16 protein-coding genes and 1 pseudogene are annotated in these 24094 nt (G+C 37.5%); 5 read left to right on the forward strand and 12 right to left on the reverse strand.

Annotated features, from left to right (window positions below; all coding sequences use genetic code 11):
* The first annotated feature begins 316 nt into the window (after window positions 1-316).
* Window positions 317-712, forward strand: coding sequence for an HU family DNA-binding protein (locus ABWU87_RS06630; protein WP_353334203.1), 396 nt, complete (start codon window positions 317-319; stop codon window positions 710-712).
* A 687-nt stretch (window positions 713-1399) separates the two neighbouring features.
* On the opposite strand, the gene ABWU87_RS06635 is transcribed toward ABWU87_RS06630, so the two are convergent.
* The 3 genes from ABWU87_RS06635 to ABWU87_RS06645 are packed head-to-tail and all read right to left on the reverse strand — an operon-like array spanning window position 1400 to window position 3353.
* Window positions 1400-1780 (reverse strand): TIR domain-containing protein, encoded by a 381-nt coding sequence (locus ABWU87_RS06635; RefSeq protein WP_353334204.1) that lies wholly within the window; start codon window positions 1778-1780, stop codon window positions 1400-1402.
* Between the two features lie 19 nt (window positions 1781-1799).
* The gene (locus tag ABWU87_RS06640) at window positions 1800-2765 is read right to left on the reverse strand and encodes a caspase family protein (RefSeq protein WP_353334205.1); all 966 of its coding nucleotides are present in this window, start codon (window positions 2763-2765) and stop codon (window positions 1800-1802) included.
* 3 nt (window positions 2766-2768) lie between these two features.
* Window positions 2769-3353 (reverse strand): hypothetical protein, encoded by a 585-nt coding sequence (locus ABWU87_RS06645; protein WP_353334206.1) that lies wholly within the window; start codon window positions 3351-3353, stop codon window positions 2769-2771.
* A gap of 528 nt (window positions 3354-3881) precedes the next feature.
* Between ABWU87_RS06645 and ABWU87_RS14930 the strand changes: the two are divergent.
* A pseudogene (locus ABWU87_RS14930) lies at window positions 3882-4050 on the forward strand (IS256 family transposase); the annotation flags it as partial.
* A 312-nt stretch (window positions 4051-4362) separates the two neighbouring features.
* Here the strand turns inward: ABWU87_RS14930 and ABWU87_RS06650 are convergent.
* From ABWU87_RS06650 to ABWU87_RS06685, 8 genes are all read right to left on the reverse strand, one after another.
* Entirely contained in the window at window positions 4363-7737 is a 3375-nt protein-coding gene (locus ABWU87_RS06650; protein ID WP_353334207.1) for a hypothetical protein, read from the reverse strand.
* Between the two features lie 683 nt (window positions 7738-8420).
* Window positions 8421-9215 (reverse strand): abortive infection family protein, encoded by a 795-nt coding sequence (locus ABWU87_RS06655; protein WP_353334208.1) that lies wholly within the window; start codon window positions 9213-9215, stop codon window positions 8421-8423.
* Between the two features lie 16 nt (window positions 9216-9231).
* On the reverse strand, window positions 9232-12084 hold the full coding sequence (locus tag ABWU87_RS06660; protein WP_353334209.1) for a type I restriction endonuclease subunit R: 2853 nt from the start codon (window positions 12082-12084) through the stop codon (window positions 9232-9234).
* A gap of 435 nt (window positions 12085-12519) precedes the next feature.
* Window positions 12520-13029 (reverse strand): hypothetical protein, encoded by a 510-nt coding sequence (locus ABWU87_RS06665; RefSeq protein ID WP_353334210.1) that lies wholly within the window; start codon window positions 13027-13029, stop codon window positions 12520-12522.
* Window positions 13030-13189: 160 nt separating this feature from the next.
* Window positions 13190-14413: a PD-(D/E)XK nuclease family protein gene (locus ABWU87_RS06670; protein WP_353334211.1), complete on the reverse strand. Its 1224-nt coding sequence runs from the start codon at window positions 14411-14413 to the stop codon at window positions 13190-13192.
* A 39-nt stretch (window positions 14414-14452) separates the two neighbouring features.
* Window positions 14453-15727 carry a restriction endonuclease subunit S gene (locus ABWU87_RS06675; protein ID WP_353334212.1) on the reverse strand — a complete coding sequence of 425 codons (1275 nt, stop codon included), beginning with the start codon at window positions 15725-15727 and terminating at the stop codon, window positions 14453-14455.
* A gap of 2 nt (window positions 15728-15729) precedes the next feature.
* Entirely contained in the window at window positions 15730-17301 is a 1572-nt protein-coding gene (locus ABWU87_RS06680) for a type I restriction-modification system subunit M (protein WP_353334213.1), read from the reverse strand.
* Between the two features lie 175 nt (window positions 17302-17476).
* Window positions 17477-18298, reverse strand: coding sequence for an alpha/beta hydrolase (locus ABWU87_RS06685; protein WP_353334214.1), 822 nt, complete (start codon window positions 18296-18298; stop codon window positions 17477-17479).
* A gap of 118 nt (window positions 18299-18416) precedes the next feature.
* Between ABWU87_RS06685 and ABWU87_RS06690 the strand changes: the two genes are divergently transcribed.
* Together ABWU87_RS06690 and ABWU87_RS06695 are read left to right on the forward strand one after the other, a co-directional pair.
* Entirely contained in the window at window positions 18417-20792 is a 2376-nt protein-coding gene (locus tag ABWU87_RS06690; RefSeq protein ID WP_434533918.1) for a TonB-dependent receptor, read from the forward strand.
* A 76-nt stretch (window positions 20793-20868) separates the two neighbouring features.
* Window positions 20869-21576, forward strand: coding sequence for a hypothetical protein (locus tag ABWU87_RS06695; RefSeq protein WP_353334216.1), 708 nt, complete (start codon window positions 20869-20871; stop codon window positions 21574-21576).
* A gap of 142 nt (window positions 21577-21718) precedes the next feature.
* Here ABWU87_RS06695 and ABWU87_RS06700 read toward each other — a convergent pair whose 3' ends face one another.
* Window positions 21719-22708: a TlpA disulfide reductase family protein gene (locus tag ABWU87_RS06700; RefSeq protein ID WP_353334217.1), complete on the reverse strand. Its 990-nt coding sequence runs from the start codon at window positions 22706-22708 to the stop codon at window positions 21719-21721.
* 127 nt (window positions 22709-22835) lie between these two features.
* Here ABWU87_RS06700 and ABWU87_RS06705 point away from each other — a divergent pair, with 127 nt between their 5' ends.
* A complete protein-coding gene (locus ABWU87_RS06705; RefSeq protein WP_353334218.1) occupies window positions 22836-23957 on the forward strand; it encodes a carbohydrate-binding family 9-like protein in 1122 nt (373 codons plus the stop codon).
* The last annotated feature ends 137 nt before the right edge of the window (window positions 23958-24094 follow it).

The raw sequence follows: 24094 nt of genomic DNA on the forward strand, positions 1-24094 counted from the left end.
AAATATTCACCATAAAAAATTATTTTATGCGGAAAAACCGACCCAGGTCAGAGCTAAGCATTCATTAGTCTACCCAAATCAGTGTTAAGCATTCATTAGTCAACCCATTACAGAATGCAGAACAACAGTAGTCAACCCAAAACCAACGATTAGAGAAACAAGGCAATCAATTAACCCAAACAACACCAACAATTACCCCAATCATGTACAAGATTAGGGGGTAATCATGTACAAGATTGAACCCAAACATGTACATGATTGAGGCAGAATATGTACAAGATTCAATTAGTTCATCACCAATAAAACATTAATCATTATGAGCATACCGTATAAGTTTAAAGGAATAAACGACAATTTAAGCAGTGATAATCAGAAAAAAAGTGGCGTCCATCCCGTAGTAAAAAGTCGTGGTCAGCTCGATGTCCGTTCGCTTGCCCGGCTCATTGCCGGCAGCAACGTCACCCGCCGTTCCCAGCTGGAGCAATCCATCAACGAAACCTTCCACGCCATCGAACAAGCCTTGGCCGACGGTTACACCGTCTCCATCCCCGACTACGGCTCCTTCAACCTCTCCGCCCAGTTCCGCAAGGACACGGACCCCGAAGCCTCCCACCGTGCCGAAAGCATCGAGGTGAAGAGTGTTAACTTTCGGGCTTCCACCAGTATGAAGAAACGATTGAATGCGGAAGGGTTTGAGAAGGGGGAGCGGTGAATAAAAGAACAAAACTCATATGGCTCTAACATATGCACATACAAACTGTTTAAATCCTTATTATAAATTCTTCTATCATTTAGCAAAACTAAACTCGTCAGTTTGTAACTGACGAGTTTAATTAAATGAATATTCTTTTACTCAATAGAGTGTCCAAAATTAGAATTTCTCAGTACAACTCTAGTACCATCACGCCATTTGCATTCACTAATCAAAAAGTAGATGCTTTAAAGTGTTTTACTGTCAGATTCTATCATTAAATAAATGTCAAAATCATACGTGCGTTTATTAGTATAAGCCAATACGTATTGACTAGTGATACATAAAACCAAGAATTACAAACATATCAATCCATTGATTGAAAAGCTTAATTCCGGTGGTATTGATTACCCTTCTGCGTGCTTATTGTTAATCTTCAAAACAAAGATAAAGGCTAACTTCGATTTATAATGCTATTTGTACACCTATCCATGATTCTACATAAACCATTAAAACAGATATTGAAAATAAAAACAAATAATAAAGGAAAAGAATAAATTAAGTTTTTATATTTGTGGTCAGGAAATGGGTAGTATTATAGTTTATAGTAATAATATTGGGCTGATATTTAACTACTCAGCGTAATAAAAAACGGCAAATATGACTTATCAAAACTTGCCGTTTACAAAATATATTTAAAATACTGGGCTATAGTGATTCTATAAATGTTTTTACATTATCCCATGTCCATTCTTTGCATGTTATTCCATCCATTTCGGTTGGTTTATCTAAAAATGTTCCTTCGTCAATGTATATGCCCATTATTTTGAGTTTCTCTTCTTTCCCGCATTTTATTTCCCAACGAGCACCATCAGCATTTTTGAGATTTTTTGAAACAAGAACTATCATGCCATCGCAACCTTTTATTCTGGTACGGCAGTTTGTTTTCCATTTTTCGTCCCAAGGTTCTTTTACGGACATATCAACAAAATCGTACGGAACATTTTTGTTTTTCGCCTGTCCTGTGAATAAGATTTTCGTTTTTTCGTCTTCAATTGCAAAAGCAACAAATACTCTTTTGTTAGTCATAATTTAAATTTTAAAGTTATTAAATTCTTTTTTCTGTAACAAGTCGCCAATAATGATGCCCTAATGCTGTTAACCTGCATGATTTTGAATCCATCGCAGCAAAGTACATATAATCAGTATTTACAGGAACAACCAAACCTACACTTTGGTATTTTTGCAAATGTTTAAATACTGCTACATTTTCCGGTTTTGCATACGGCTTAACAACCTTGTGTTCAATCTCTTTTGAATTTGTATCTTCAAAAGATGGATCTAATATAAATTCTTGAGAAGGAGTTGGAAAGTACTCAATAATTTTTCGCAGTACATCCAATGGAACTTGAGGATTCACAAGTCTCAATGATGTAAAACGTGTAATATTTGTTTTAAATACTGGGCGCTGATCCCAAGGACCAAGCGCTTGATCAATATACGCATAAATGCTACCTGGCGTTATATGACCTCTAAGATCTGCCGCCCCACCCTTTAAAGCATCTAATAATAAATTAGTAAAAACGCCATGTCCATCAATTTCTAAAGATGGTTCGTCTTTTCGACTTGCGGTTAATATTGATACACCTTCTTCAATATGAGCAGCACCTCCTGAAATCTCCGGTGAACCTAATGCTCCTGAATGGCAACAATCTAAAATTATGATTTTATTTTTTATTTTAGATTTATTAGCTATTGTAAGTAATTCATCCATAGAAACCCCTTCATCATAAGCACTATGGTCTGGCGTTACGATATATCCACCTATTTCATTTACATACCCATGCCCTGAGAAGTAAAAAAGAGCAGTATCCGCATCACCACTAAACAAATCGACTATCATGCCTTTAAGTAATGATTTTGTTCTTACATTTATTTCAATACGAATATCAAAATTAGGAGAGCCATCTCCGTTTTTTTCAAGAATATTACTTAAGCTTGATGCATCATTGATGCAACCTCTTAATGGTGACGATGGATAATCATTTATTCCTACTATTAATGCTTTTCTCATATTTTAGAACAATTTTACATTTCTTTTGTATGGTTGAGTATTTTTAATTAACCAATCTTCTATAACAACATATTCATCTGAAGCTTCAACTATCCACAATTTTTCTTCTTGTATTCTATTCTTTTGTTTAACTATAAAAGGATATAAAGAAAGGTATTCGTAACCCTTATATAAAGTTGGCGATGAACTATATTCAGAAACAGGCATAATAGCACATTTATTTGTATGACCATCTACATAGCCCAACTCCCACGGCATCCATTTAGAAACAGATGCATTTAAAGATGTTGCCAATAAAAGTGCTTTGGAACATTTTAACCTATTTTGAATAATAGTAGCTGTTGCTTTTGTAATATTTGTTCGATCAAGATTAGGATCAATAATCCAATCGACATAAACTTTGAATCCCATTCTAGTTAATTCAATATAAATCCCCTCAACAGCCTCCTTATCTAAATAACTGTGAGACAGGAAAATATCAAATGACGCATGGGCTTCACTTTGAGCAGAGAACATTCCCAAACTTTCTGTTAAAGTTTTCGTTCTTGATAAAGTCTTTAAATATTCATTAGTATAAATTGTCGACATAGTATAAAAAAATAAGTATATCTACAAAGATAATAATTAATTAAATAAATCCTCTTTAAATCACAGATATTTATTTAATATTCAGAAATTAATTTCACCAATCTGTACTTTTCTTCAATACTTTCCGCAGGTTCGTCATATCCGTATTAATTTTGGTATGAGTTATATCCGTATAGACTTGAGTAGTGGAAACACCTTGATATTTATGATTTATATCGACTCCATTAAAAGAGAGAGGATTGCATACGAATATCTGTCACTTGATGGGTCAGTCGTTTGTCAATCTTGGTTGTTTTGGCTATCTTTCCCAACTAAATATCAGTATTTTATATTGTGCATAACTTGAACACCTTCCATCAAGACACGCAAATGCAGTATTTAGATATTTCTCAATAAAACGAAGTGTATTTCTAACAATAAAGTATGATAATAATATCTATTATTTTTACGAATTAAAAATTTATTGTAATTAAATTCTAAAGGGATAATTGGATAAACTTTCAGCCGTTTTTTGAATAAACAGAAGGAGTCCGTCGGATGATTTATACCACAAATGCCGTGGAAGGATATTATCTTCAAATATGGAAAGTGAATGAGAATAAAGAAGTTTTTCCAAATGATACAGTATTGGAAAAAGCTTGTCTATCTGGCATACCAGAATATCCGTAAAAAATCGAATATCACGCTGGCTAATTAGAGGAACACAGCTCAGCAACTAACCATTAAATTTGAATAACGATTTGTTATTATATAAATTTACGTTCATCAAAAGCGATGGTCCATCTCCTTAGCGTTGACCAATTTTAGACAGATGAGTTTTAGCAAAATAAAAACATGACACGGTTATTTCACATTCTTTAAACATTCATTTTGTTACAGGTGAACGAGCTCAATATTTTTTACCTTATATTTGAGATAACTATTCAGCCTGATCCTTTTGTAATACAAATGCTAACATCCTTTTTTTGTTATCTCAGATGTGCTTTTTTAGAGATTTACGGACTCGCTATTATTCTATTGATAATCTTGATTTTCGTATCATTTTAGCATCATTAAGACATTCCCTTACCAATTTAAAATTGAAAAACGGACGATTTAATTGTATATCAATATTTTGCCATTCTTCTGTATTAAAAGATATGTCATTATAATTCTTTAGAATCATTGCAAACATATTTGTTAATGTAATTCTCACTAGACTTATATCTAATGACAACTGCGCAATCTTTAATCCAGCATTGATTGTGTTGATCAGCATGTACGGGTTTCTATATCCATTCTGAATCACATCGTGGAATTTGTTTTCCTCCCCTTTCTCCATCTTAAAGTATTCATTAATGATGAAATCCGATTCAATGTAGACTCCTTCAAATCGACATTCAAAAAGGAATTCAGAATACAGCTTTGCCAATTGCTTATCTTCTTTTAGATGGATAAATGCTTCAGTAGAAATCATCTGTATATTTCCCAATAATCTGTCGTAAATACTTTCATCTGATACCAGATAATTATCGGTATTCATTAGACTAACAATAGTATTCGAGAATAAAGCATTCATCTGTGACTCGTTAGCCTTACTTATTGCCAATGCATCTGTAGTTACTTCTATGTCACAGCTATGATCTATCCATTCAATCAAAGCTTCCAGACGCATTTCACAGTCTACGTCTACATACTCATTAAAACGTTTTACATGACCACTTTTGATGCCATCAAAGAAATCTAAATTCATATCCCTACGAGCATGTCTCTTTGTCTGTTTTACAAATTCATACAGATACTTGGATACTTGGAATCGTGTTCTGAATTTACATCCAGTTTTTTGTGCAAATTCAAATAACATGATGCATGCGGGTAAGTCAAGCACAAACTTTGTGTTTGGCTTAATATCACTACATCTGCTGTCATATATATAAGCAGGGATCACATGTATCTTGAATGGTGTGAATAGCATTTTGTAGTAACTGCCCATGATATGGTTATCATCTACTAATTGACTCAAGCCTATCTCATCATTCTCATATTTCTGTAAAGCATCACGTTTGCGCTGTTCATAATTGACACACTCCGGGTCTATTTCTTTCAACATCGCTTCAAGACTCTCCAGCGGGTGTTCCATATCAATCTTCCCCATGCGCATGAACTTGTTACCTCCTTGGCAGAGAACTTCCTTTATGTAGTCTGAACTTTCTTTATAGAATTTACTAAAAATAGCTTCTATATGAAGCTCTTTCTCCTGAAAATTTAACACATCTCCCTTTTTCTTTCCTATCAAAACTTTTCCGAGTGGTGTCGTTGACTTCACAATGACAACATTTTTTTCTTCACCCACAGAATAGAGCACACTCAATCCTTCTTCAGCATGTTCATATTCTTTATTCACTATAGGTTGAATAAAGCCTGTAGTACACTGGACATAAAAGAAATGTTTCAATTCCTCAACATCCATCGAACGTTGTTTTAAAACAATAAATTCTGTAGCAAATTCTAGATAATTGTTTTCTGCATAGTCTGAATAGACATGCATCACAGCATCTGGATGAGTAAAATTGAAGTGTTTCACTTTCTCTTGAAGCGCAGACAATTCCTCGGGACAAACTCGACTTAATGCATTGATGTAGTTTACAAAGAGCATTTCATCATTGGGTTTTCTGCTATAGAGAATACTTATAGCTTTCAAAGCAACTTCAAAATCAGACACTTCCATTGCCAGCTCAAACTCCTTCAACAGTAGCTGTTCGTCATTGGTTACACCTTGCTCTCTATTTTGTTGTAACAACCTATAAAGATGCGGCTTATGCTCTACACTCATGCAAAGAATGTCAATAAACAGTCTTTGTTTTAAGTCCATCTTGCCTACCTCAATCTTTGGGTTGAGCAACTTAAAGGCAAGGTCAACTTCATTATTCAGTGCCATTAGCATGGCGGCGTAGGCCAGCATAGTTTCTGAAACAGTTTCTGTCTTTTCCTTGAATTCCGACGTATCTATGACATGACCGATACTGCTATTGCAGAGCTGTATCACTATATTCTTTTCTGCTTCATTCTCGAACTGCAACTGTGGTACAATAGCTAAGAACTGGTTAGCGGTGTCCTTATTCACTGAAAAAGCCAAGAACTTACTACCATATTGTTCTACCTTAATTTGCTTTTCGATCGCAAGATTCAGAGCCCAAATTGTATAATCCATATTTTTAGTATGATAACCTAACAATATGAGGAAGTCCACATACGAAGCATCAATGCCATCTTTAATCGATACAGCAAATGCAAAGGCCTCTTCGGGTTTATCTACCATAAACAGCATGGCTGCTTCTATGAGCTGGAAATAATATTTTTGTTCACCCAATGCACTCTTATCTATGTTTTGATATTCTATCAGCCATGCATTATCACCTTTCACCAAGAATCCCCAATAACAATATAAAGCTCTCAGAATTGGAAATCCATTTACTATTTCCGTACGATTCAGCAATGTATAGAACTTATTAGCAGCAGCAAATGCCTCTTTATATCCAGGTCTTTCCATTACATACTCTCTACTCATTACCACCATTGGCCCCAACTTGATTCTATACAGGCTTAGTGCATTATGCCAGTTCTTTAGATTTTCTAGAGTTAGTGTATCTGGCACAGCGATGTTTTGCATATCCTTCTCAGCCTTTTCCATATCCACAGCCTCTATTTTAAGCTTACCTTCCATAAGACTAATGCAAAGCTGCTTCTGCTGTTCTATTTTTATAGCTATTGTAGTATCTTTCGAAATAACTGCCGAATATATAACTTCAAGTTGACTCAGAATCAACAGTGCAGTTGATGTATGCAGACTATTCACTAAATCCTTAATAGTTGTTTCCATAAGATTCTTTACAAACTTAATCTGCTCTTCTGCATTGCCATCTTGCTGCTTTTGAGATATTTGTTGAAGTAGAAGTGATATATCATCTAGCTTGGTGCCATTAAATTCTACCCCTTCCTGAATAGTCTTGAGCTGTCCCAAAATAGAATTCTTCAAATCCGTATAATAATTATCGAGCTTGGAACTAATGAAGTCAACCTTATTTTCCAAAATGAAACTATAACACTGCTGATCATTGTGCAACTCATCAGCCCACATGGCTATGAGTTCGTCCAGACCTTTAGGTTTATCCGTTGGCTTTGTTAACAGATATTCCTTTAGTTCTGACAGGTGCCCAAACATCCTGTTCGATAGACTGTTACTAATACCATCATTCACAGTCCATTTCTTCAGAGCTTTCTGATAGCATTTATCCAGTCTGATCTCTAAGTCCTTATCTCTAGATAGCCAGTCCTTCAAAGTTGGAATAGATCCTGCTATGTATGATATTGCAAAGCTTATCGCGATGTCATCTAATCCCATCATATACTTTATTCTTTAGTCAATTAATTAATAACCTTCTCTGCTGATAAGTACAAACTATATCCATATATTCTTCAATATTTATTTTAAGCATAACTTAACATATCTTCTTCAATCAGCATTTCTAACCTATTATAAGCTACTGTTCATACTAAGTCTGATATCTATAGTTTCATTAGTAACCTCAATTCTGTAGCAAATAATTTTGTTTAAATTCACAATTCCTTGAGAATCTACAACATTCTCAAGGCCTAGAAATATGACAAGTACAAAAATAGTAAAATATTTATAATATCATCCTAGACTTGCGAACTTTTTCCGGACAAAAAGTTAAGCTATTTTGCATGAAGCTTCTCTATTTCTACGGAATTATCTTTCAGAGGTGAAGCAGAGCCTCCCTCAAAAATCTTGCTGCTGTCATTGAGAAATTCCTACTTCCATTTAGTGATGGCCATGGCAGTTACACCGAAGCGATCCACGATTTCGCTTAATGTTTCTTTTTCACGCAAAGCTGAGATCGCAACTTTTGTTTCAATTTATGGAGAATACTTTGATCGTTTGTTCATTTACAATACTCTTTTAGTTACAAAAAAGGTCCTTTTTATGTTCTACACAAATGGTCCGAATTTTGGGGAGTAATATAATATCCCCCACTTGCATATTTGTTATCCTATATCTAGCATCTTTTAAAATGGAAGATTATCAATCTCATCATCATTTGTCACAATTTCTTTCGGAGGAATTTTTTTTTCAAAATAATTCTTTAAAAATAGTCCCACAGTTGCAACTGAATTAATAACGAAATATGTATATAATGGATCGTTAATAATATAATCACCTTCTATTTTACCATGAAATTTAGTTTTTGCACTTCTAAGATCCTCAATACCTTTACAAATAGATAACAAAGAACTTCCAATCTGTTTAATTTCATTCGGAATATCAGAATTAGGATATAGTCGCAAAAATTTCAAAATTTTATCTACCAAACAATGCAATGTCTCATTACCTTTTAACTGTATATTCACCCTCTCGTCACTTAAGATTTCTTTGACAATACTTTCCAAAGCTGAGTTTACTAATCCAATTGCAATATCTGGGTGCTCTTCTATTTGTTTAAATGCATCTTCAAATGTACGACTAGCAGTAGAATAGCTAGACTTAATTTCGTTTCTAAAAATAGGGACAGAGGGAATGAAGTCAGGAGTTTCAATTCCTAAATCTATAGCAATTTTAAGCAATATTTCCCCATCAATCTTATGCAAAGTCGAAAGCAAATCAATTTCCTTATTGGGTTCTTTTAATATTATTGGGAAGTTTTCCCAAAATTCATTCCAATTTTCTTCAACAATATGCCATTTTTCAATATAGAATTTTACGTCCTTATATGATTTATATTCATGCCAAATGGCCGATTCAATTTTTCTGATAAGAACCATTTGATATTTTGGAGATATTTTTTCCATACTCACTTCATTCACAAATACACTAATTTAATTATTCAATCACCCCACTAATAAATGTATCAAAGAATCCCTTTATTTTTGATAGAATCCGTTCGTAAACACTCTTTCGTTCCAGCAAGGTGGGCTTATCGCCATCAATCAGATCGAGGATTTCATCCCGCAATGGTTCACGCTGAGAGAACAGGTAATCGGCTATTACCTTTTCTACCTTTTCGTCAGAAAGGTTCTCTTCGGCACACAGCTTTTTGAAAGCTTCCAATTGCTCTGCGCTCCAGAATTTCTCAAACTCATCGGGTATATCATCTGTATCTTCAATGCCCGGGAGGTTTTCACGGATAAATTTCTCTATCAGTTCGCGCTTGCTTCGTAAATGGGTTTCACCCGCCATTAAGTCGACAATCTCTTTGGTCCTCTTCATCTTTTCAGCCTCCGAACTCTCTTTCAGTTTTGCCAGCAGCTTCAGGATATAAGCCACATTGATCTCGTCGCGATGTATCAATTCCAACTCAAAATCAACATCGTTCAGTACTGATACTTTCTCTTTCTGACGATTGGTTCTGACTTTATCGTACAGGTCGAGGTATTTACTTTTATAGTCTTCAAAAAGCTGTTCTTTCATTACCAGGTGATCGAAGCTGAAATCTGAAAAGGTGGTCAGAACATTCTTTAACCGCATCAACTCTCTGAATGCTTTAATGAATTCCAGCTCCTGGTCTTCGTCTTTAAGTTCGGTAACACTGGCAACCGTGGGGGCCACTTCCAGCAATTCAATGAATGCCTCACTGAATTTCTTTACATAATCCTCATAAGGCTGCATCATGATCACATCCTTCGCATCCTTATTACTGAACAGGGCAATGGCATCGTCGGTGGCCTGCTTCAGGTTACGGAAAACCACGATGTTTCCCTGCGACTTCTGCTCGTTCAGAATGCGGTTGGTGCGCGAGTAGGCTTGTATCAGTCCGTGGTACTTCAGATTTTTATCCACATACAGCGTGTTCAGGGTCTTGCTGTCAAAACCGGTAAGGAACATATTCACCACAAGCAGAATGTCAATCTGGCGTTCCTTCACCTTCTTGGAGATGTCGTTATAATAATTATAAAAAGAGACGCTATCCTTGGTAGAGAAGTTGGTGGCAAACATCTGATTGTAGTGCCCGATGTACTCGTCCAGCTTCTCCCGGCTGTTCACATTCAGTCCGTACAACGCCCGAGGCTCTTCCACCACCGAAAGTTCTTCGGGTAAGAATCCGTTGGCATCCTTGTCCTCTTCATTGGCTGCAAAACTGAAGATGGTTGCAATACGCAGATTGTGCTTTCCGGCCATCTTTTTAGCCTGAAACAGTTCATAGTACTTAATCAGGGTTTCCACGCTGTTTACACAGAACATTGCAGTAAATTCGCGACTATAGGTCTTGCGGTTATGATTGGCGATGATATAATCGGTAATCTTATCCAATCTTACCGGCGACTCCATCAGTTCCTTGGTATCAATATCCTCTACTTCGATGTCGATATTTGTATTGCTTCCTTCTTTTTTTGTGTATCTGCCCACATATTCCACAGAGAACTTCAGTACATTCTCGTCTTTGATGGCATCAGTAATAACATATTTATGGAGACATTCGTCAAACAACTCCTTCGTTGTCCGTTTTCCCCGTTCGTTACTAATGGCATTTTCTGCAAAGATAGGTGTACCGGTAAACCCGAATAGCTGAATATTATTGAAGTATTTTCTGATTCGTTCGTGCGTTTCACCAAACTGGCTTCGATGGCATTCGTCGAAGATAAACACAATGCGGTCATCTTTCAGCAAATCCATTTTCTTCTGATGGTATTGTTTGCTGATGGCGGTGTTCAGCTTTTGAATGGTGGTGACAATCAGCTTAGTCTCGTCCGAAAACTGCCTTACCAGCACATTGGTATTTTCGGTCCCATCAATGCTTCCTTTGCTGAAACTGTTGAACTCTTTGGTAGTCTGATAATCCAGATCCTTTCTATCCACCACAAAAACCACCTTTTTCACCTGCGGCATATTCATCAGAATCTGACTTGCCTTAAACGAAGTCAACGTTTTCCCGCTACCGGTCGTGTGCCAAATATAGCCGTTCTTCACCGAATTCTGCACCCTGTCAATCAACGCTTCCACCGCATAGTACTGATAAGGACGCAACACCATCAATATCTTGTTTGCCTCACTTAGTACAATGTACTTGCAAATCATTTTAGACACGTGGCAGGTATCCAGAAATGAATAAGTAAACTTATCCAGCTGAGTAATCAGCTTGTTCTTTTCGTCGCTCCAATAAAAGGTCTGTTTAAACGACTGGGTTTTGTTGTTGGCGTAATATTTGGTGTTTACCCCGTTACTGATAACGAATATCTGCACGTACTGAAACAATCCTGCGGATGCCCCGAACGAATGTCGTTGATAACGGTTTACCTGATTGAAAGCCTCTTTCAGCTCTATGCCCCTACGCTTCAGCTCTATCTGTACCAACGGCAATCCGTTGATCAGCAGCGTTACATCGTACCGGTTCTTATACTTCCCCTCCATGGTAACCTGGTGGGTAACCTGAAACAGATTCTGGCACCAATTATCCATATTGAGAAAATCAAAATAGAGACTCTCTCCGTTGTCACGGAAAATATGCTGCTTTTCGCGCAATGTTTTGGCTTTGTCGAACACCGAACCTTTGCTTAGTATATTCAACACACGATCAAACTCTTTGCTCGAAAGTTCTATATTGTTGTGTTTTTCCAACTGCCTTTTCAGATTGGCCAGCAGCTCTTTTTCATCGCTAATGGCCACATAGGTATATCCCAACTGTTGAAGCTGAGCTATCAGATTATTTTCTAACAGTTGTTCGGGTTGTGTTGTCATTCGTTATATTAGTTTAAAATCACTCATCTAATTCTGCTTGAATTTCATTTTGAAATACAGATCATTGACTAATTGGAATATCTAAACATATTTATCTCTAAACTCCAGAGACTGTAATATTCCAGTTTATCCAATGTTTTTCTCATATTATGCCATATCGTCCAAGACTATAACATCCTCACTATCAATACAGACTATATCGTAAGCTATATCGAGGTGCTAATAGATCTCACAAATTCTCAAAATATGGTTTATCTTCCATCTCAGAATCATACATTTTATATCTATTCATTATCAAAAAACTTTTTGGATATGCCAATCATATTTTCTTTCAGCCACATAGCCTATAATATTTCCTGTTTACCCGAAGTACTTTTAATCGCCTTTCAACTTCGGGGGTAACATAGGGGGTGACTTAGGGGGTAACCTTGTCTTTCAAACGTTAGCTTTTTCCTTAGCAAGAAAGTTTACGATAGCTGTTGAATAGACTACAGCAATCAGTCCAACAACAATTTTTATTCCTGATGCAATTATAAAACTTTTGTTTTCTGCGCTTATCTGCAAAGACTGAACATAGTTCCATATTTTATAGACAAAATCGGGTAATGCCCATACAATGATAATCATCCCCATTAGCACCAGTGCAATTTCATATACCACCTTCCTGTTTGCCGTAAATGGAACTTCTTGTTCAAAGTCAGCAGATTTGCATATCATTCTTACAATAACATTGGTCTTAAAAATGAAGAATAGATCGATTAGAATCATAATGATGAATACAAAAAGACCAACTCCCCCATATAGCATAATGTCCGACATTGGGCTATTTTGTAAAATCATAGCAAAAATGGAAGCAATACTTCCCACAAGGAGTTGCACAATTGTCACTAGAAAGTATATTCCTAGAATTTTAATGGCTATTTCATAGATATCAGATTTTTTCATAATATGGTTATGTTTTTAGTTCTCTTATTTATTCGAATCTGAACCAATATTATACATTAGCGAATTAATCATACCTCGTTCAGAATATCCCCAAATTTTCATAATTTAAATTTATTTCTATAATTGGATAAAAGCTTGTTGACCAATTATATTATGCTCATTATAAATCAGAGAACATTAATTTATTATTAGTTATAAAATCAACTAAAGGAGGTGTTTGTTCTTCCAAGTATTTTTCTACTTGCTTCACTATATCATCAACTAGTCCTTCACGATTTTTTTCATTCAAAATATAAGAAATCGTTTCAGGGTTACTCATATTTAATATGTAATTTTTATAGTTCTCTAATTTTGTAACATTTATCCACCAGTTTGAAAAACTTTCATTGCCTTCAACATCAGCATAGCTGCATCTTTTGGGGGCACTATTATTAATAACTCCAACAAATAATTGCCCGTTAAAATTACCTACCCCACTAAAACTCTCTATTCCAAAATATAAATATGACTCTAGTGTTTGTTTAGGTTTAATCCAAATCTGAGAATATGTTTTACTCGTATCATATCCTTTTACAACCAAATATCTATCTTTCAATTTCTTAGTTAACTCATTATAGACATCCGTTCTAATCTTTTCAGTGATTATTTGTTTTGCCTTATTGAAATTTGATGATATATATGATGACTCTTCGTAATGTCTTAACATTATATCAATTAGTTCTTTTTCCTCTTCGTTATTCATAGTATGTGTGATTTTCTTTATTAAAATTGCATATTGCTTAATAGACTCTCGTAATATTGGATCATCTACTGATTTTTCTAAACATAACTCCAACCATTTTAATATATGATTCTTGTAAGAAAGTAAAAAATAATCCGTATCAGCTTTTAGCTTTCCACAACTAGTCTTATCTGGAAGTTTACCATCAAGAGTCAGATAATATACCTTATTTTCTCCTTTTTTATAATTACAATATCTTTCTATTTGAGCATACTGATCTTGAGCATCAATTTTGTTTTCAATAGAAACACAGCTTCCTTTTATATCAGATATAAATATATCTACTCTTCCACCTGTTTTATTTTTGTCATTCCTAGGTCCTATGTGCTTTTCTAATTCAACTTTTGCAGTATTTACATCTAAATCAGAGTTCTCAATGCATTCTAAGAAAAGTTTTAAAAAAATGCCATCTTTAAGATGAGCTCCCTTAGGATCTAAAAGTTCTTTAAGAAATGCAGAATGAGTATTATTTTCAATTCTTTCCATTCTCAGAATAGAAAAAACATTAAATGTTTCTCCTTTTAGTTTTTCAATTTTCTTCTTATGATCAAATAGCTTCTTTACATTGTTTAAAAGCCGATCTACTTCCATTGTGTTTATCATAATACTTTCTTATATTACTACATATTTTCAATTAGATATTTAGCAAAACATTTGTTGCAACAATCCCTTTTCCCACTCTTCCATTCTCTCAATCTGCTTACTGAAATGGTTTATCTTTTCATCTATTGCAGACAGGAAATTGGCGATTTTTGTTTGTTCAGGGAGAGAAGGAATAGATAATTCTATATTAAAAAAATCAGAGACGCCAATGTTAAGTAGACCATGATTTCTAGCTCCCTCTTGTGCTACTTTTTCTAATTCAGAATTTTGCAGACCTGTTTCAAAATATTGTTCTGCAAATGAATTATCAAATTCAGGCTTATTTCTAAAACAAATGTATAGAGTTGAAACTATACCTTTTTCATATCGAGTTAGTCGTTTGATTGCTCCCATAGGATAACCATTTGAATAACTTTTATTATAAGCAAAATCATCTTTATTCAATAAATAATAACCAGTTACATCTTTTGCCGAGACTGACTTATTGAAGAACTCCAACTGACTTATCAATCCATTTTGAGCCGAAATAGTTAATACATTTAAGTTATTCTCTTTATTTTTACTTACAATTCTTTCTGTAATATCCCCTAACCTCTTCTCTTCCCATTCCGGAAAGTACTCTCCATTATCATCCTTGAACCGTAATTCCTGAGAAAATATTTTCTGCATTACTCCTTTTTTGTATTCCTCCAAAAGGCTTTTCTTCTTTTTCAGTTGGGTGAGTTTGTCATCTACTGCGGTGAGGAATGAGGCTATTTTTGTTTGTTCGGGGAGAGTTGGAATTATCAATATAATATTTGATAGTCTGTCAGATGTAATGCTGAGAACTTTTGTTCCTTGTGCAACAGTCTTAATTTGAAGCCGTATGTTTTCAGATTTCATTACATGGGCACCAAACCCAATTGCTAACATTTGCAAATCTGGACTTGCATGTAGTGTATGCAATCCTGCAATAATTTTTTCATTATTTAGGTTTACAATTTCAATAGACTTACCTATATCGACATAATCTTCGGACGCATCTGCTATAATTATGTCGCCTTCTTTACAGTAGTTTTCAGCAGATAATTTATTTAATGAGATTTCTTTATTAACAAAAGGAACCAATTCTTTCGTGATATCAAAATGTGATTTAAATTTCTTATGTATGTCACCATAATGAATATTTTTCACTACCCCTTCTTCATAATTTAAATTATCTCTAGTAAATGAATTAGTTGTTTTAAAATTATATATTGTCCCCAACTTCTTCTCAACCCATTCCCCCTCAAACTCAGGAAACCTCAGTTTCGGTACATTCGTTTTCTTTTCCATGCTTAAAACGGAGTTGAGATGTTCAGTTCCTTGCAAAAGGAAGCAATGGTTTTATCAGTCTCGACAATTTGCTTGTCCAGCTCTACAAGGTCTTTGCAGATTTGCTCAATGTCGATGCTCTCTTCCGCTTCGAAGGTATCTACGTAGCGGGGAATGTTGAGGTTGTAGTCGTTCTCGGCAATCTCATTCAGCGATGCACGCTTGCTGTATTTCTCCTCTTCAGTGCGGTTGCGATAGGTGGAGACTATCTTTTCAATGTCCTTTTCACGCAACATGTTTTGAGTTTTCACCTTTTCGAAGTGCTGACTGGCATCGATAAAGAGAATATCATCGGAATTCTCGCGGCATTTCTTGAAAACCAGGATGCAGGTGGGGATGCTTGTGCCGTAGAATATATTTGCCGGCAGACCTATGACGGCATCCAGATAGTTGCGCTCTTCGATAAGGTATTGACGAATCTGCAGTTCGGCACCACCGCGGAACAGTGCGCCGTGAGGCAATACCACCGCCATGCTACCGTTCTCGGCCAATTGGTAAACCATGTGGCACACAAAGGCAAAGTCTGCCTTGCTAGATGGTGCTAGTTTGCCGTAATGGCTAAAGCGATCGTCCGTCATAAACAGGGGATTTGCGCTCCACTTTGCCGAAAAAGGAGGATTTGCCACCACCGCCTCGAAGCGTTTGTCGAGGTGTTGCGGATGTTCCAGCGTATCTTCTTGACGGATATCGAATTTGCGGTAATGCACATCGTGCAGAATCATGTTCATGCGGCATAGGTTGTACGTGGTGCGGTTCATCTCCTGACCGCAGAACTCGTTCACCTCTTCCACCTCTTTCGCCACACGAAGCAACAGCGAGCCACTGCCGCAAGTAGGGTCGTACACGGATTTCAGTTTGGTTTTGCCGGTGGTAACAATCTTTGCAAGTATCTTGCTCACCTCCTGAGGGGTATAGAATTCGCCGGCCTTCTTCCCTGCCCCGCTGGCAAACTGACCGATGAGGTATTCGTACGCATCACCCAGGACATCGAGCTCTGTATCTTCAATGCAGAAATCAATATTGTCAAGGTGGGTAAGTACCTTGGCTATCAGGTTGTTCTTTTCGGACTCCGTGCGCCCCAGCTTGGTACTTGTGAGGTCCATATCTTCGAACAGGTTATCGAAATCGTCCTCGCTGCCTGTTCCCATGGTGCTTTGTTCAATATTGGTGAGGATTTTCCGGAGATCTTCCAGGATAAAGTTATCCTCTCCCTCCTTGTCGCTGTTGCCTCGCTTGGCTATTTCACTGAACAGTTCGGACGGTTTCAGGAAATAACCCAACTTCTCGAGTGTCTCTTCCTTGATGGCTTCGAGGTATTCTCTGCCTTTCTCACTGCTCTCGTCAATATCGATATATTTCATGCCGTCTTGCTCTAATATGGAATCGGCATAACGATACATCTTCTCGGAAAGATATTTATAGAAAATGAATCCAAGGATATAATCCCGGAATTCATCCGCATTCATTTTACCACGTAATGTATTGGCTATATTCCAGAGCTGCTGTTCCAACTGCTTCTTATGATCTTCTGACATTTTATTTTCTCCTGTTTTATTTTGACACCTACAAATATATTTATTTCATTTTACATTTTACGGTTTTTAACACTCTTTATTCAAGGAGAAACTACTCTGGAATTAAATATCAAAAAAAAATCCAGGCTTCTAACAATATAATTTGTGAAGCCTCGATTTTTCAAGAATATTCTATCTATCTCGCAAAAAACTTCTTGAAGAACTGAAGCTGATAATCAATGGAGTTGTTCCAATACTTAGCATTGTGTGCACCGGGACGGGTGATGAAGTCGTGATCGATTTTCTTTTCCAACAGGCGTTCGTGAAGGTTTTTGTTCACCTTGAGGAAGAAATCGTCTTCACCGCAATCGATAATAAGAGCCAAATCACCATTATTAATCTTGTCTACCTGGTTAATCACTGTATGTTCATCCCACACCTGTTTGTTGGTTTCGTAATCGCCAAGCTGCTTACTCATTTCCCAGTTCTTGGGGAAAGGACGGATATCAACTCCCCCACTGGTGCTGCCTGCCGCTCCAAATATATTTTTATGACGAATGGCCAGCCACAATGCTCCGTGTCCGCCCATACTAAGTCCCATAATGGCACGTCCTTTGGGGTTGGCAATAGTTTTATAATGGTTGTCTACAAAGTTCACGAGTTCATTGGAAACAAATGTTTCGTAACGATAGGCCGGATTCAGCGAACTGTCCCAATACCAGCTATTCTTACCGTCGGGGCAAACAATCACGATTTTGTTTTGGTCGGCAATTTCAGGAAGATTGGGTTTAATGCCAATCCAGCTTTTTGCATTACCGCCATAGCCGTGCAGCAGATAGACTACTGGATAATTGGCTTTTTTAGCTGTTTTTGCATCGTTGGGAGCAATGACAACCACCTGAACATCCTTATTCATAGATGGGCTTTTTACAAGTAAGGTGTCTACTTTGGCCGCATTGACACATGCCACAGAGACAAATAAGAGCAGAAAAGACAAAGAGAAAATCCGATTTTTCATATTCAATATCATTTAGTAGTAAATTAAAGTTTTATGTGTCAGCAAAAATAGATAAAATGTAGGGTATCTATCACTTTTTTATCTTATTTTTGTTATACAAATTTAATCTGAGCTTATGATGAAACGAATTATCTTACCGTTCTTAATTATTATATGCCTCACCTTTACTGCAGTTGCTCAACAAAAACTCTCCATCAAAGGGTCTGTGATTGATAGAGGCAAACGTGAACCAATCTCTTTTGCCAATGTTGGAATATACGGCACATCGCAAGGTGCCATGACCGATTCGCTGGGAAACTTCACCATTGAAAATGTATCTCCGGGTATATACCGCCTGCAGGTTTCGGCAGTGGGTTACAACACATTGCTTACTCCCGAATATATCCTTTCCACAAAAACTCTCTCGATCACCTTAGAGCTTGAAGAGAGTGTTACACAGCTGGGAGAGGTAAGTATCACCGCTTCTGTTTTCAGACGAAATCCGGAAAGCCCGGTGGGGCTCCGGCTGATTGGTTTGCAGGAGATAGAAAAAAGTCCGGGAGCCAACCGCGATATCTCGCGCATTGTTCAGAACTATGCGGGAGTGGGATACTCGCCGGTAGGATATCGTAATGACCTGGTGGTTCGTGGCGGTGGTCCTTCGGAAAATCGCTTCTTCCTGGATGGTGTGGAAATTCCGAATATCAACCATTTCAGTACACAGGGAGCTTCGGGCGGTCCGGTGGGAATAATCAATGCCGACCTTATACGGGAAGTGGGCTTTTACACGGGTGCCTTCCCCGCTAGCCGTGGCAATGCTCTGAGTTCGGTGCTCGACTTCAAATTACGGGATGGAAACATGGAGAAGAATTCCTTGAAAGCTACCCTGGGTGCTTCCGAGTTTTCGCTCACCTCCAACGGACATCTGAATTCAAAAAGTTCTTATCTTCTTTCTGTCAGACAATCGTACCTGCAGTTTCTGTTTAAGATGTTGGGGCTTCCCTTCTTGCCCACCTATACTGATGCACAGTTCAAGGTAAAAACCCGACTTTCTCAACGTAATGAAATAACGTTCCTTGGACTGACAGGAATTGATAATATGAAATTGAACACCAGCCTCACGGGTGAAAAGGCGGAATACATCCTCAGTTATCTGCCTACAATAAAACAGGAGACATTTACTCTGGGTGCTGTGTATAAGCACTATGCGGGGGCTCATATACAGACAGTGGTGGCCAGTCACAGCTATCTGAACAACCACAACCTGAAATACAGGGGAAATGATGAAAGCAGTGAGGATAACCTGACTCTGAAATATGGTTCGCTGGAGCAGGAGACCAAGTTGCGGGTGGAAAATGCATCGAACTTTGGCATTGCAAAAGTGAATCTGGGTGCCAACTTGGATTATTCTCAATACAGCAACAACACCTTTCAGCGGGCTTACACCAATCAGTCGGTTACCTATAATTATCACACCTATCTGGGAATGGTTCGCTGGGGATTCTTTGGAACCATTAACTATGAATCGCCCGATGAACGGATGACCGTTTCACTGGGTGTAAGAGGCGATGCTTGTAATTACTCACAGCTGATGAATAAGCTGAGCGAACAGCTCTCTCCGCGACTCTCCCTCTCCTATCAGCTGTATGGCGATATATACCTAAGTGGTAATGTGGGACGATACTATCAGCTGCCCGCCTTTACTGCAATGGGGTTCAAGGATAACAACGGAAACTATCTGAACAAAAGTCTTAAGTACATCATGGTGGACCAGTACAGTGCCGGATTATCTTATAAACACAGCGAAAACCTGCAAATCTCGGCGGAAGGATTTTACAAAAGATACAATAACATTCCATTCTCGGTTACTGACAAAATACCTCTGGCCGATAAGGGAACAGACTATGGCGTGATTGGTAACGAAGCTCTGTCTCCCACCGCCCAAGGACGTTCTTATGGTTTGGAACTGATGGCGAAATGGATTATTGTAAAGAAACTGAATTTATCTTCGGCCCTCACAATCTTTAAGAGTGAGTACCGGGAAGGGGAATCGAGTCCGTATATTGTTTCATCTTGGGACAATAGATACATCTTCAACCTGGGCGGAACCTATAACTTTGCCAACAACTGGAGCTTTGGTACAAAAATTAGCAGCATCGGCGGTGCGCCTTTCACTCCTTATGATGTGAATAAGTCTTCTCTCGTTACAGCCTGGAACGCACAAGGACGCCCCTACTACGATTATACCCGTTACAATTCGGAGCGACTGGACAACTTCACTCGTATTGACATCAGGGTGGACAAAACATTCTACGTAAAGAAATATATGCTGGGCTTCTACATAGACCTGCAGAACATTACGAACAGCAAAATAAAACAAGCCGATGTATTGATGAGCACAGGGGTGATTGAGAATCCTTCTGCTCCGGTTAATGAGCAGCGGTACAAGATGAAGTACATTAAACAGGAAAGCGGAACGGTTGTTCCTACGTTGGGGATTACTTTTGAGTTTTAGAAAAAGTACACTCTGGAGGCATCTTTGCAGGTTTCATTTCCAAAAATCAAAAGAAGACCACAACATTCATATATCTATGAAAACAAAAAATATGAAGTACAAGATCTATATATTACTGACGGTTACTTTTATATTATTTTTTTGCAGCGTGAATGGCAAAGAAACAAATATCAACACAAAAACAAAAGTAACTAAAACTATACTACTCGATTTCGGTTTTAAAGTAGCTTTAGGACAAGAGGAAGACTTTGAAACCTTTAAAACATATTCATTCTTTAAACTAACTAAATCTGGAAAGGTTGTTTATGTAGACACATTACTTGAATATGAATTTGGAGACAAACTTTATCCGATCGTGTTACAAACAGGAAAGAACAAGTTCGAGCTCTTATTCGAAATAAATGACAGGCCAAATAAGAACTACTTAAAAAGAATTATAATTAAGAATGATAAAGTTATTATGACAGACAGTCTGCCAACTTTCATCTCTAAGGCGACCGACTTAGATAATGACGGAATTAAAGAATATGCCGGTTTTTGGTGTTATGATCAAGTCTGGGGAGAATCGGAATTAAAAACAAGTTACAATCCAATTCTATACTACAAGATTAAGTCAACTGGTTTCCACCTCGATAGCTTGTTAACAAAAGTAAGGAATACTGAAATATACGGAGGTTTTCATGGCTTTGAATTTAATGAACAATTAGAAATGCCGGCAACCGTTTTGGATAAATTCGAGAAAGAATTTAATAGGATCACTGCTGCCGGGGTAAAAGCAAAGTAATATGAAATAAAAAACGGAATTGGAACTCTTATGGTTTGTTCTGTTTATCCGGCAGATAGGTTTTATGGAGAATGAAAAAATGTCCGGTTATGCTCTTTAAGCACAAACGGACATTTCTGTATTTATATGACTTGGTTTGAGTTTACTTATTCAAAAGCTCATTCAGAATCTTTTCCAGATCTTCGCCAAACACGTTTTTGGCGACAATGACTCCTTTGGAATCTACCAGAAAGTTTGCAGGAATTGAGCGAACGCCATATTTATTCAACACTTCATTCTGCCATTGCTTCAACTCGGAAATTTGAGTCCACTCCAGATGATCGTCTGCAATAGCCTTCACCCATTGTTCCTTCGACTTATCCAGAGAAATTGCAAGAATATCAAAACCTTTATCTTTATACTTCTGATAAACCTTCACGATTCCGGGATTCTCTTTCCGGCAAGGGGTGCACCACGATGCCCAGAAGTCAATCAGCAGGTAACCTTTACCTAATCTATCAGAAAGACCTACTGTTTTGCCATCGGGAGTTGTTCCTGAAAATCCGGGAGCTTTCTTGCCGATGGAAACATTGTTAAGAGTTGCCACCAGTTTTTTCAGCACCTGTACATAGGTGGTTTTATGCAAGGAGGGATCGAGCAATTTGATATTTGCCTCTATCTCGGCGGGCGTAAGTCTGTACGCAAAATGACGGTACAATGCATAAGCCGAAACTAAGGAAGAGGGATGTTGTTTGATGAATTGGTCAATCTTAACCTCTTTCTGATTCATGTAATCGGTATAAAGGGCATGCAATGCCGAACCTTTCACCACTGTACGGTCATAATCGGCCGGATCTAGCTTTACCGTAATCTGGTTTTTATCAAGAAATAACAGATACGGATTCTCCTTGGAATTTGATGATAAGCCATAAATCTCGGGCAGTTCTGTCTTGGTTGAGAAAGAGAATTGTCCGTTTTGAATCTTTGCCGAATCAATCACAACATAGTATTTATCAATGAACTTCTGGAGATAGACTTTTCCATTAGTTACTCCGACAACTGTACCACTGAGGCGTAACGGGGTTTTTTCCTGCGCCTGTGCAGACAGTAAACTTATAGCCATTACGGCTAATATCAACAATCTTTTTTTCATAAGTTATAAGCGATTTATTTATTGCAAAGGTATTCAAATCAACCTGATGAGACAATACCACAAATGTGTTATTTTTAGTATATTTGCATCCTGAAAACCAATATATACACTAATTAATAAAAAAAGAATGAAAATTGCGAAAGCTGCATTTACTTGCAAGAAGCAACTAAGCATGCTGATGTTGCTGGCAACGGCCACCTGCTGGGCGCAACCATCCTTCAAAGGGCTGGAAAACTTATTCACCACCCCAAAGAATTATGTGGTTGGATACGCACCTGTTAAACCGGTTATTGACGGAAATATTACGGACGATGTGTGGAAGAATGCTCTCTGGACTGACTATTTCAGGGATATTGAAGGTGATGGGAAACCCGAACCATACTACCAGACTCGCGTTAAAATGTTGTGGGACGATACATATCTTTACTTTGCCGCTGACATAAAGGATGAGCATGTGTGGGCTTACCTGAAGAACCACGACGAGATAGTGTATTATGATAATGATTTTGAAATATTTATTGACCCGGATAATAATGCGCATCAATATTTCGAGTTTGAAGTAAATGCACTGAACACTATTTTTGACCTGTTTCTTGCAAAACCTTACCGCACCAACTCCCGCGAACTTATCAGTTGGGACGCTGCAGGCCTGCGTTCCGCCGTTAAAGTGCACGGCACACTGAATAACCCGAAGGATAAGGATAAAGGATGGACTGTGGAAATGGCTATTCCGTTTAAAGCTCTGACTATGGGAAGTGTTCCGTTTATTCCTAAAGAAGGGACAATGTGGCGCATCAACTTCTCGAGAGTGGAATGGGACACAACAGTAGAAAACGGAAAGTACGTGAAAAAGAAAGGTGCCGATGGAAAAACTTTACCCGAAAACAACTGGGTGTGGTCTCCTCAAGGCGTTATCAATATGCATTATCCGGAACATTGGGGATACCTGCTATTTACACAGAAACAGAAAACAAACGAATTCCCGGCATTCAATTTACCCTATGCCGAAAAGCAGAAACAATATTTGTGGCTGGTTTACTATCGTCAAAAGGAATATCAAAGCAAGAATAACAGATATGCAACTACATTGGAGGAGCTGAACATCACTCCATCGGTTTTTGCAATTGATGGAACTGACAACACGCTTAAAATGGAGGCTACCGACAATCTGTTTTATGCCACCATACGCTCGGCTAAAAATGAGGCATGGAGCATTAACTTCGAAGGGTTGGTAGAGAAGATAAAATAAGAGCTAGAAAGTGCCAAATATGTGAATTAAGAAGATTAGTTCATTAACCGGCAAATAGAAGCTCTTTACTGTGATAAAGGTAAAAGCCATTTCTAACCTGCTAATGTGGGTGAGAAATGGCTTTTATTATTGAAAGC

Source organism: Bacteroides sedimenti (assembly GCF_040365225.1).
Taxonomy (GTDB): domain Bacteria; phylum Bacteroidota; class Bacteroidia; order Bacteroidales; family Bacteroidaceae; genus Bacteroides; species Bacteroides sedimenti.

What these genes read in the sequence shown, in the direction of transcription:
- ABWU87_RS06690 (WP_434533918.1), top strand. Translation starts at nt 18,417, where the DNA reads ATGAAACGAATTATCTTACCGTTCTTAATTATTATATGCCTCACCTTT.
- ABWU87_RS06700 (WP_353334217.1), bottom strand. Translation starts at nt 22,708, where the DNA reads ATGAAAAAAAGATTGTTGATATTAGCCGTAATGGCTATAAGTTTACTG.
- ABWU87_RS06680 (WP_353334213.1), bottom strand. Translation starts at nt 17,301, where the DNA reads ATGTCAGAAGATCATAAGAAGCAGTTGGAACAGCAGCTCTGGAATATA.
- ABWU87_RS06660 (WP_353334209.1), bottom strand. Translation starts at nt 12,084, where the DNA reads ATGACAACACAACCCGAACAACTGTTAGAAAATAATCTGATAGCTCAG.
- ABWU87_RS06705 (WP_353334218.1), top strand. Translation starts at nt 22,836, where the DNA reads ATGAAAATTGCGAAAGCTGCATTTACTTGCAAGAAGCAACTAAGCATG.
- ABWU87_RS06695 (WP_353334216.1), top strand. Translation starts at nt 20,869, where the DNA reads ATGAAAACAAAAAATATGAAGTACAAGATCTATATATTACTGACGGTT.
- ABWU87_RS06670 (WP_353334211.1), bottom strand. Translation starts at nt 14,413, where the DNA reads ATGATAAACACAATGGAAGTAGATCGGCTTTTAAACAATGTAAAGAAG.
- ABWU87_RS06665 (WP_353334210.1), bottom strand. Translation starts at nt 13,029, where the DNA reads ATGAAAAAATCTGATATCTATGAAATAGCCATTAAAATTCTAGGAATA.
- ABWU87_RS06640 (WP_353334205.1), bottom strand. Translation starts at nt 2,765, where the DNA reads ATGAGAAAAGCATTAATAGTAGGAATAAATGATTATCCATCGTCACCA.
- ABWU87_RS06685 (WP_353334214.1), bottom strand. Translation starts at nt 18,298, where the DNA reads ATGAAAAATCGGATTTTCTCTTTGTCTTTTCTGCTCTTATTTGTCTCT.
- ABWU87_RS06630 (WP_353334203.1), top strand. Translation starts at nt 317, where the DNA reads ATGAGCATACCGTATAAGTTTAAAGGAATAAACGACAATTTAAGCAGT.
- ABWU87_RS06675 (WP_353334212.1), bottom strand. Translation starts at nt 15,727, where the DNA reads ATGGAAAAGAAAACGAATGTACCGAAACTGAGGTTTCCTGAGTTTGAG.
- ABWU87_RS06635 (WP_353334204.1), bottom strand. Translation starts at nt 1,780, where the DNA reads ATGACTAACAAAAGAGTATTTGTTGCTTTTGCAATTGAAGACGAAAAA.
- ABWU87_RS06650 (WP_353334207.1), bottom strand. Translation starts at nt 7,737, where the DNA reads ATGATGGGATTAGATGACATCGCGATAAGCTTTGCAATATCATACATA.
- ABWU87_RS06645 (WP_353334206.1), bottom strand. Translation starts at nt 3,353, where the DNA reads ATGTCGACAATTTATACTAATGAATATTTAAAGACTTTATCAAGAACG.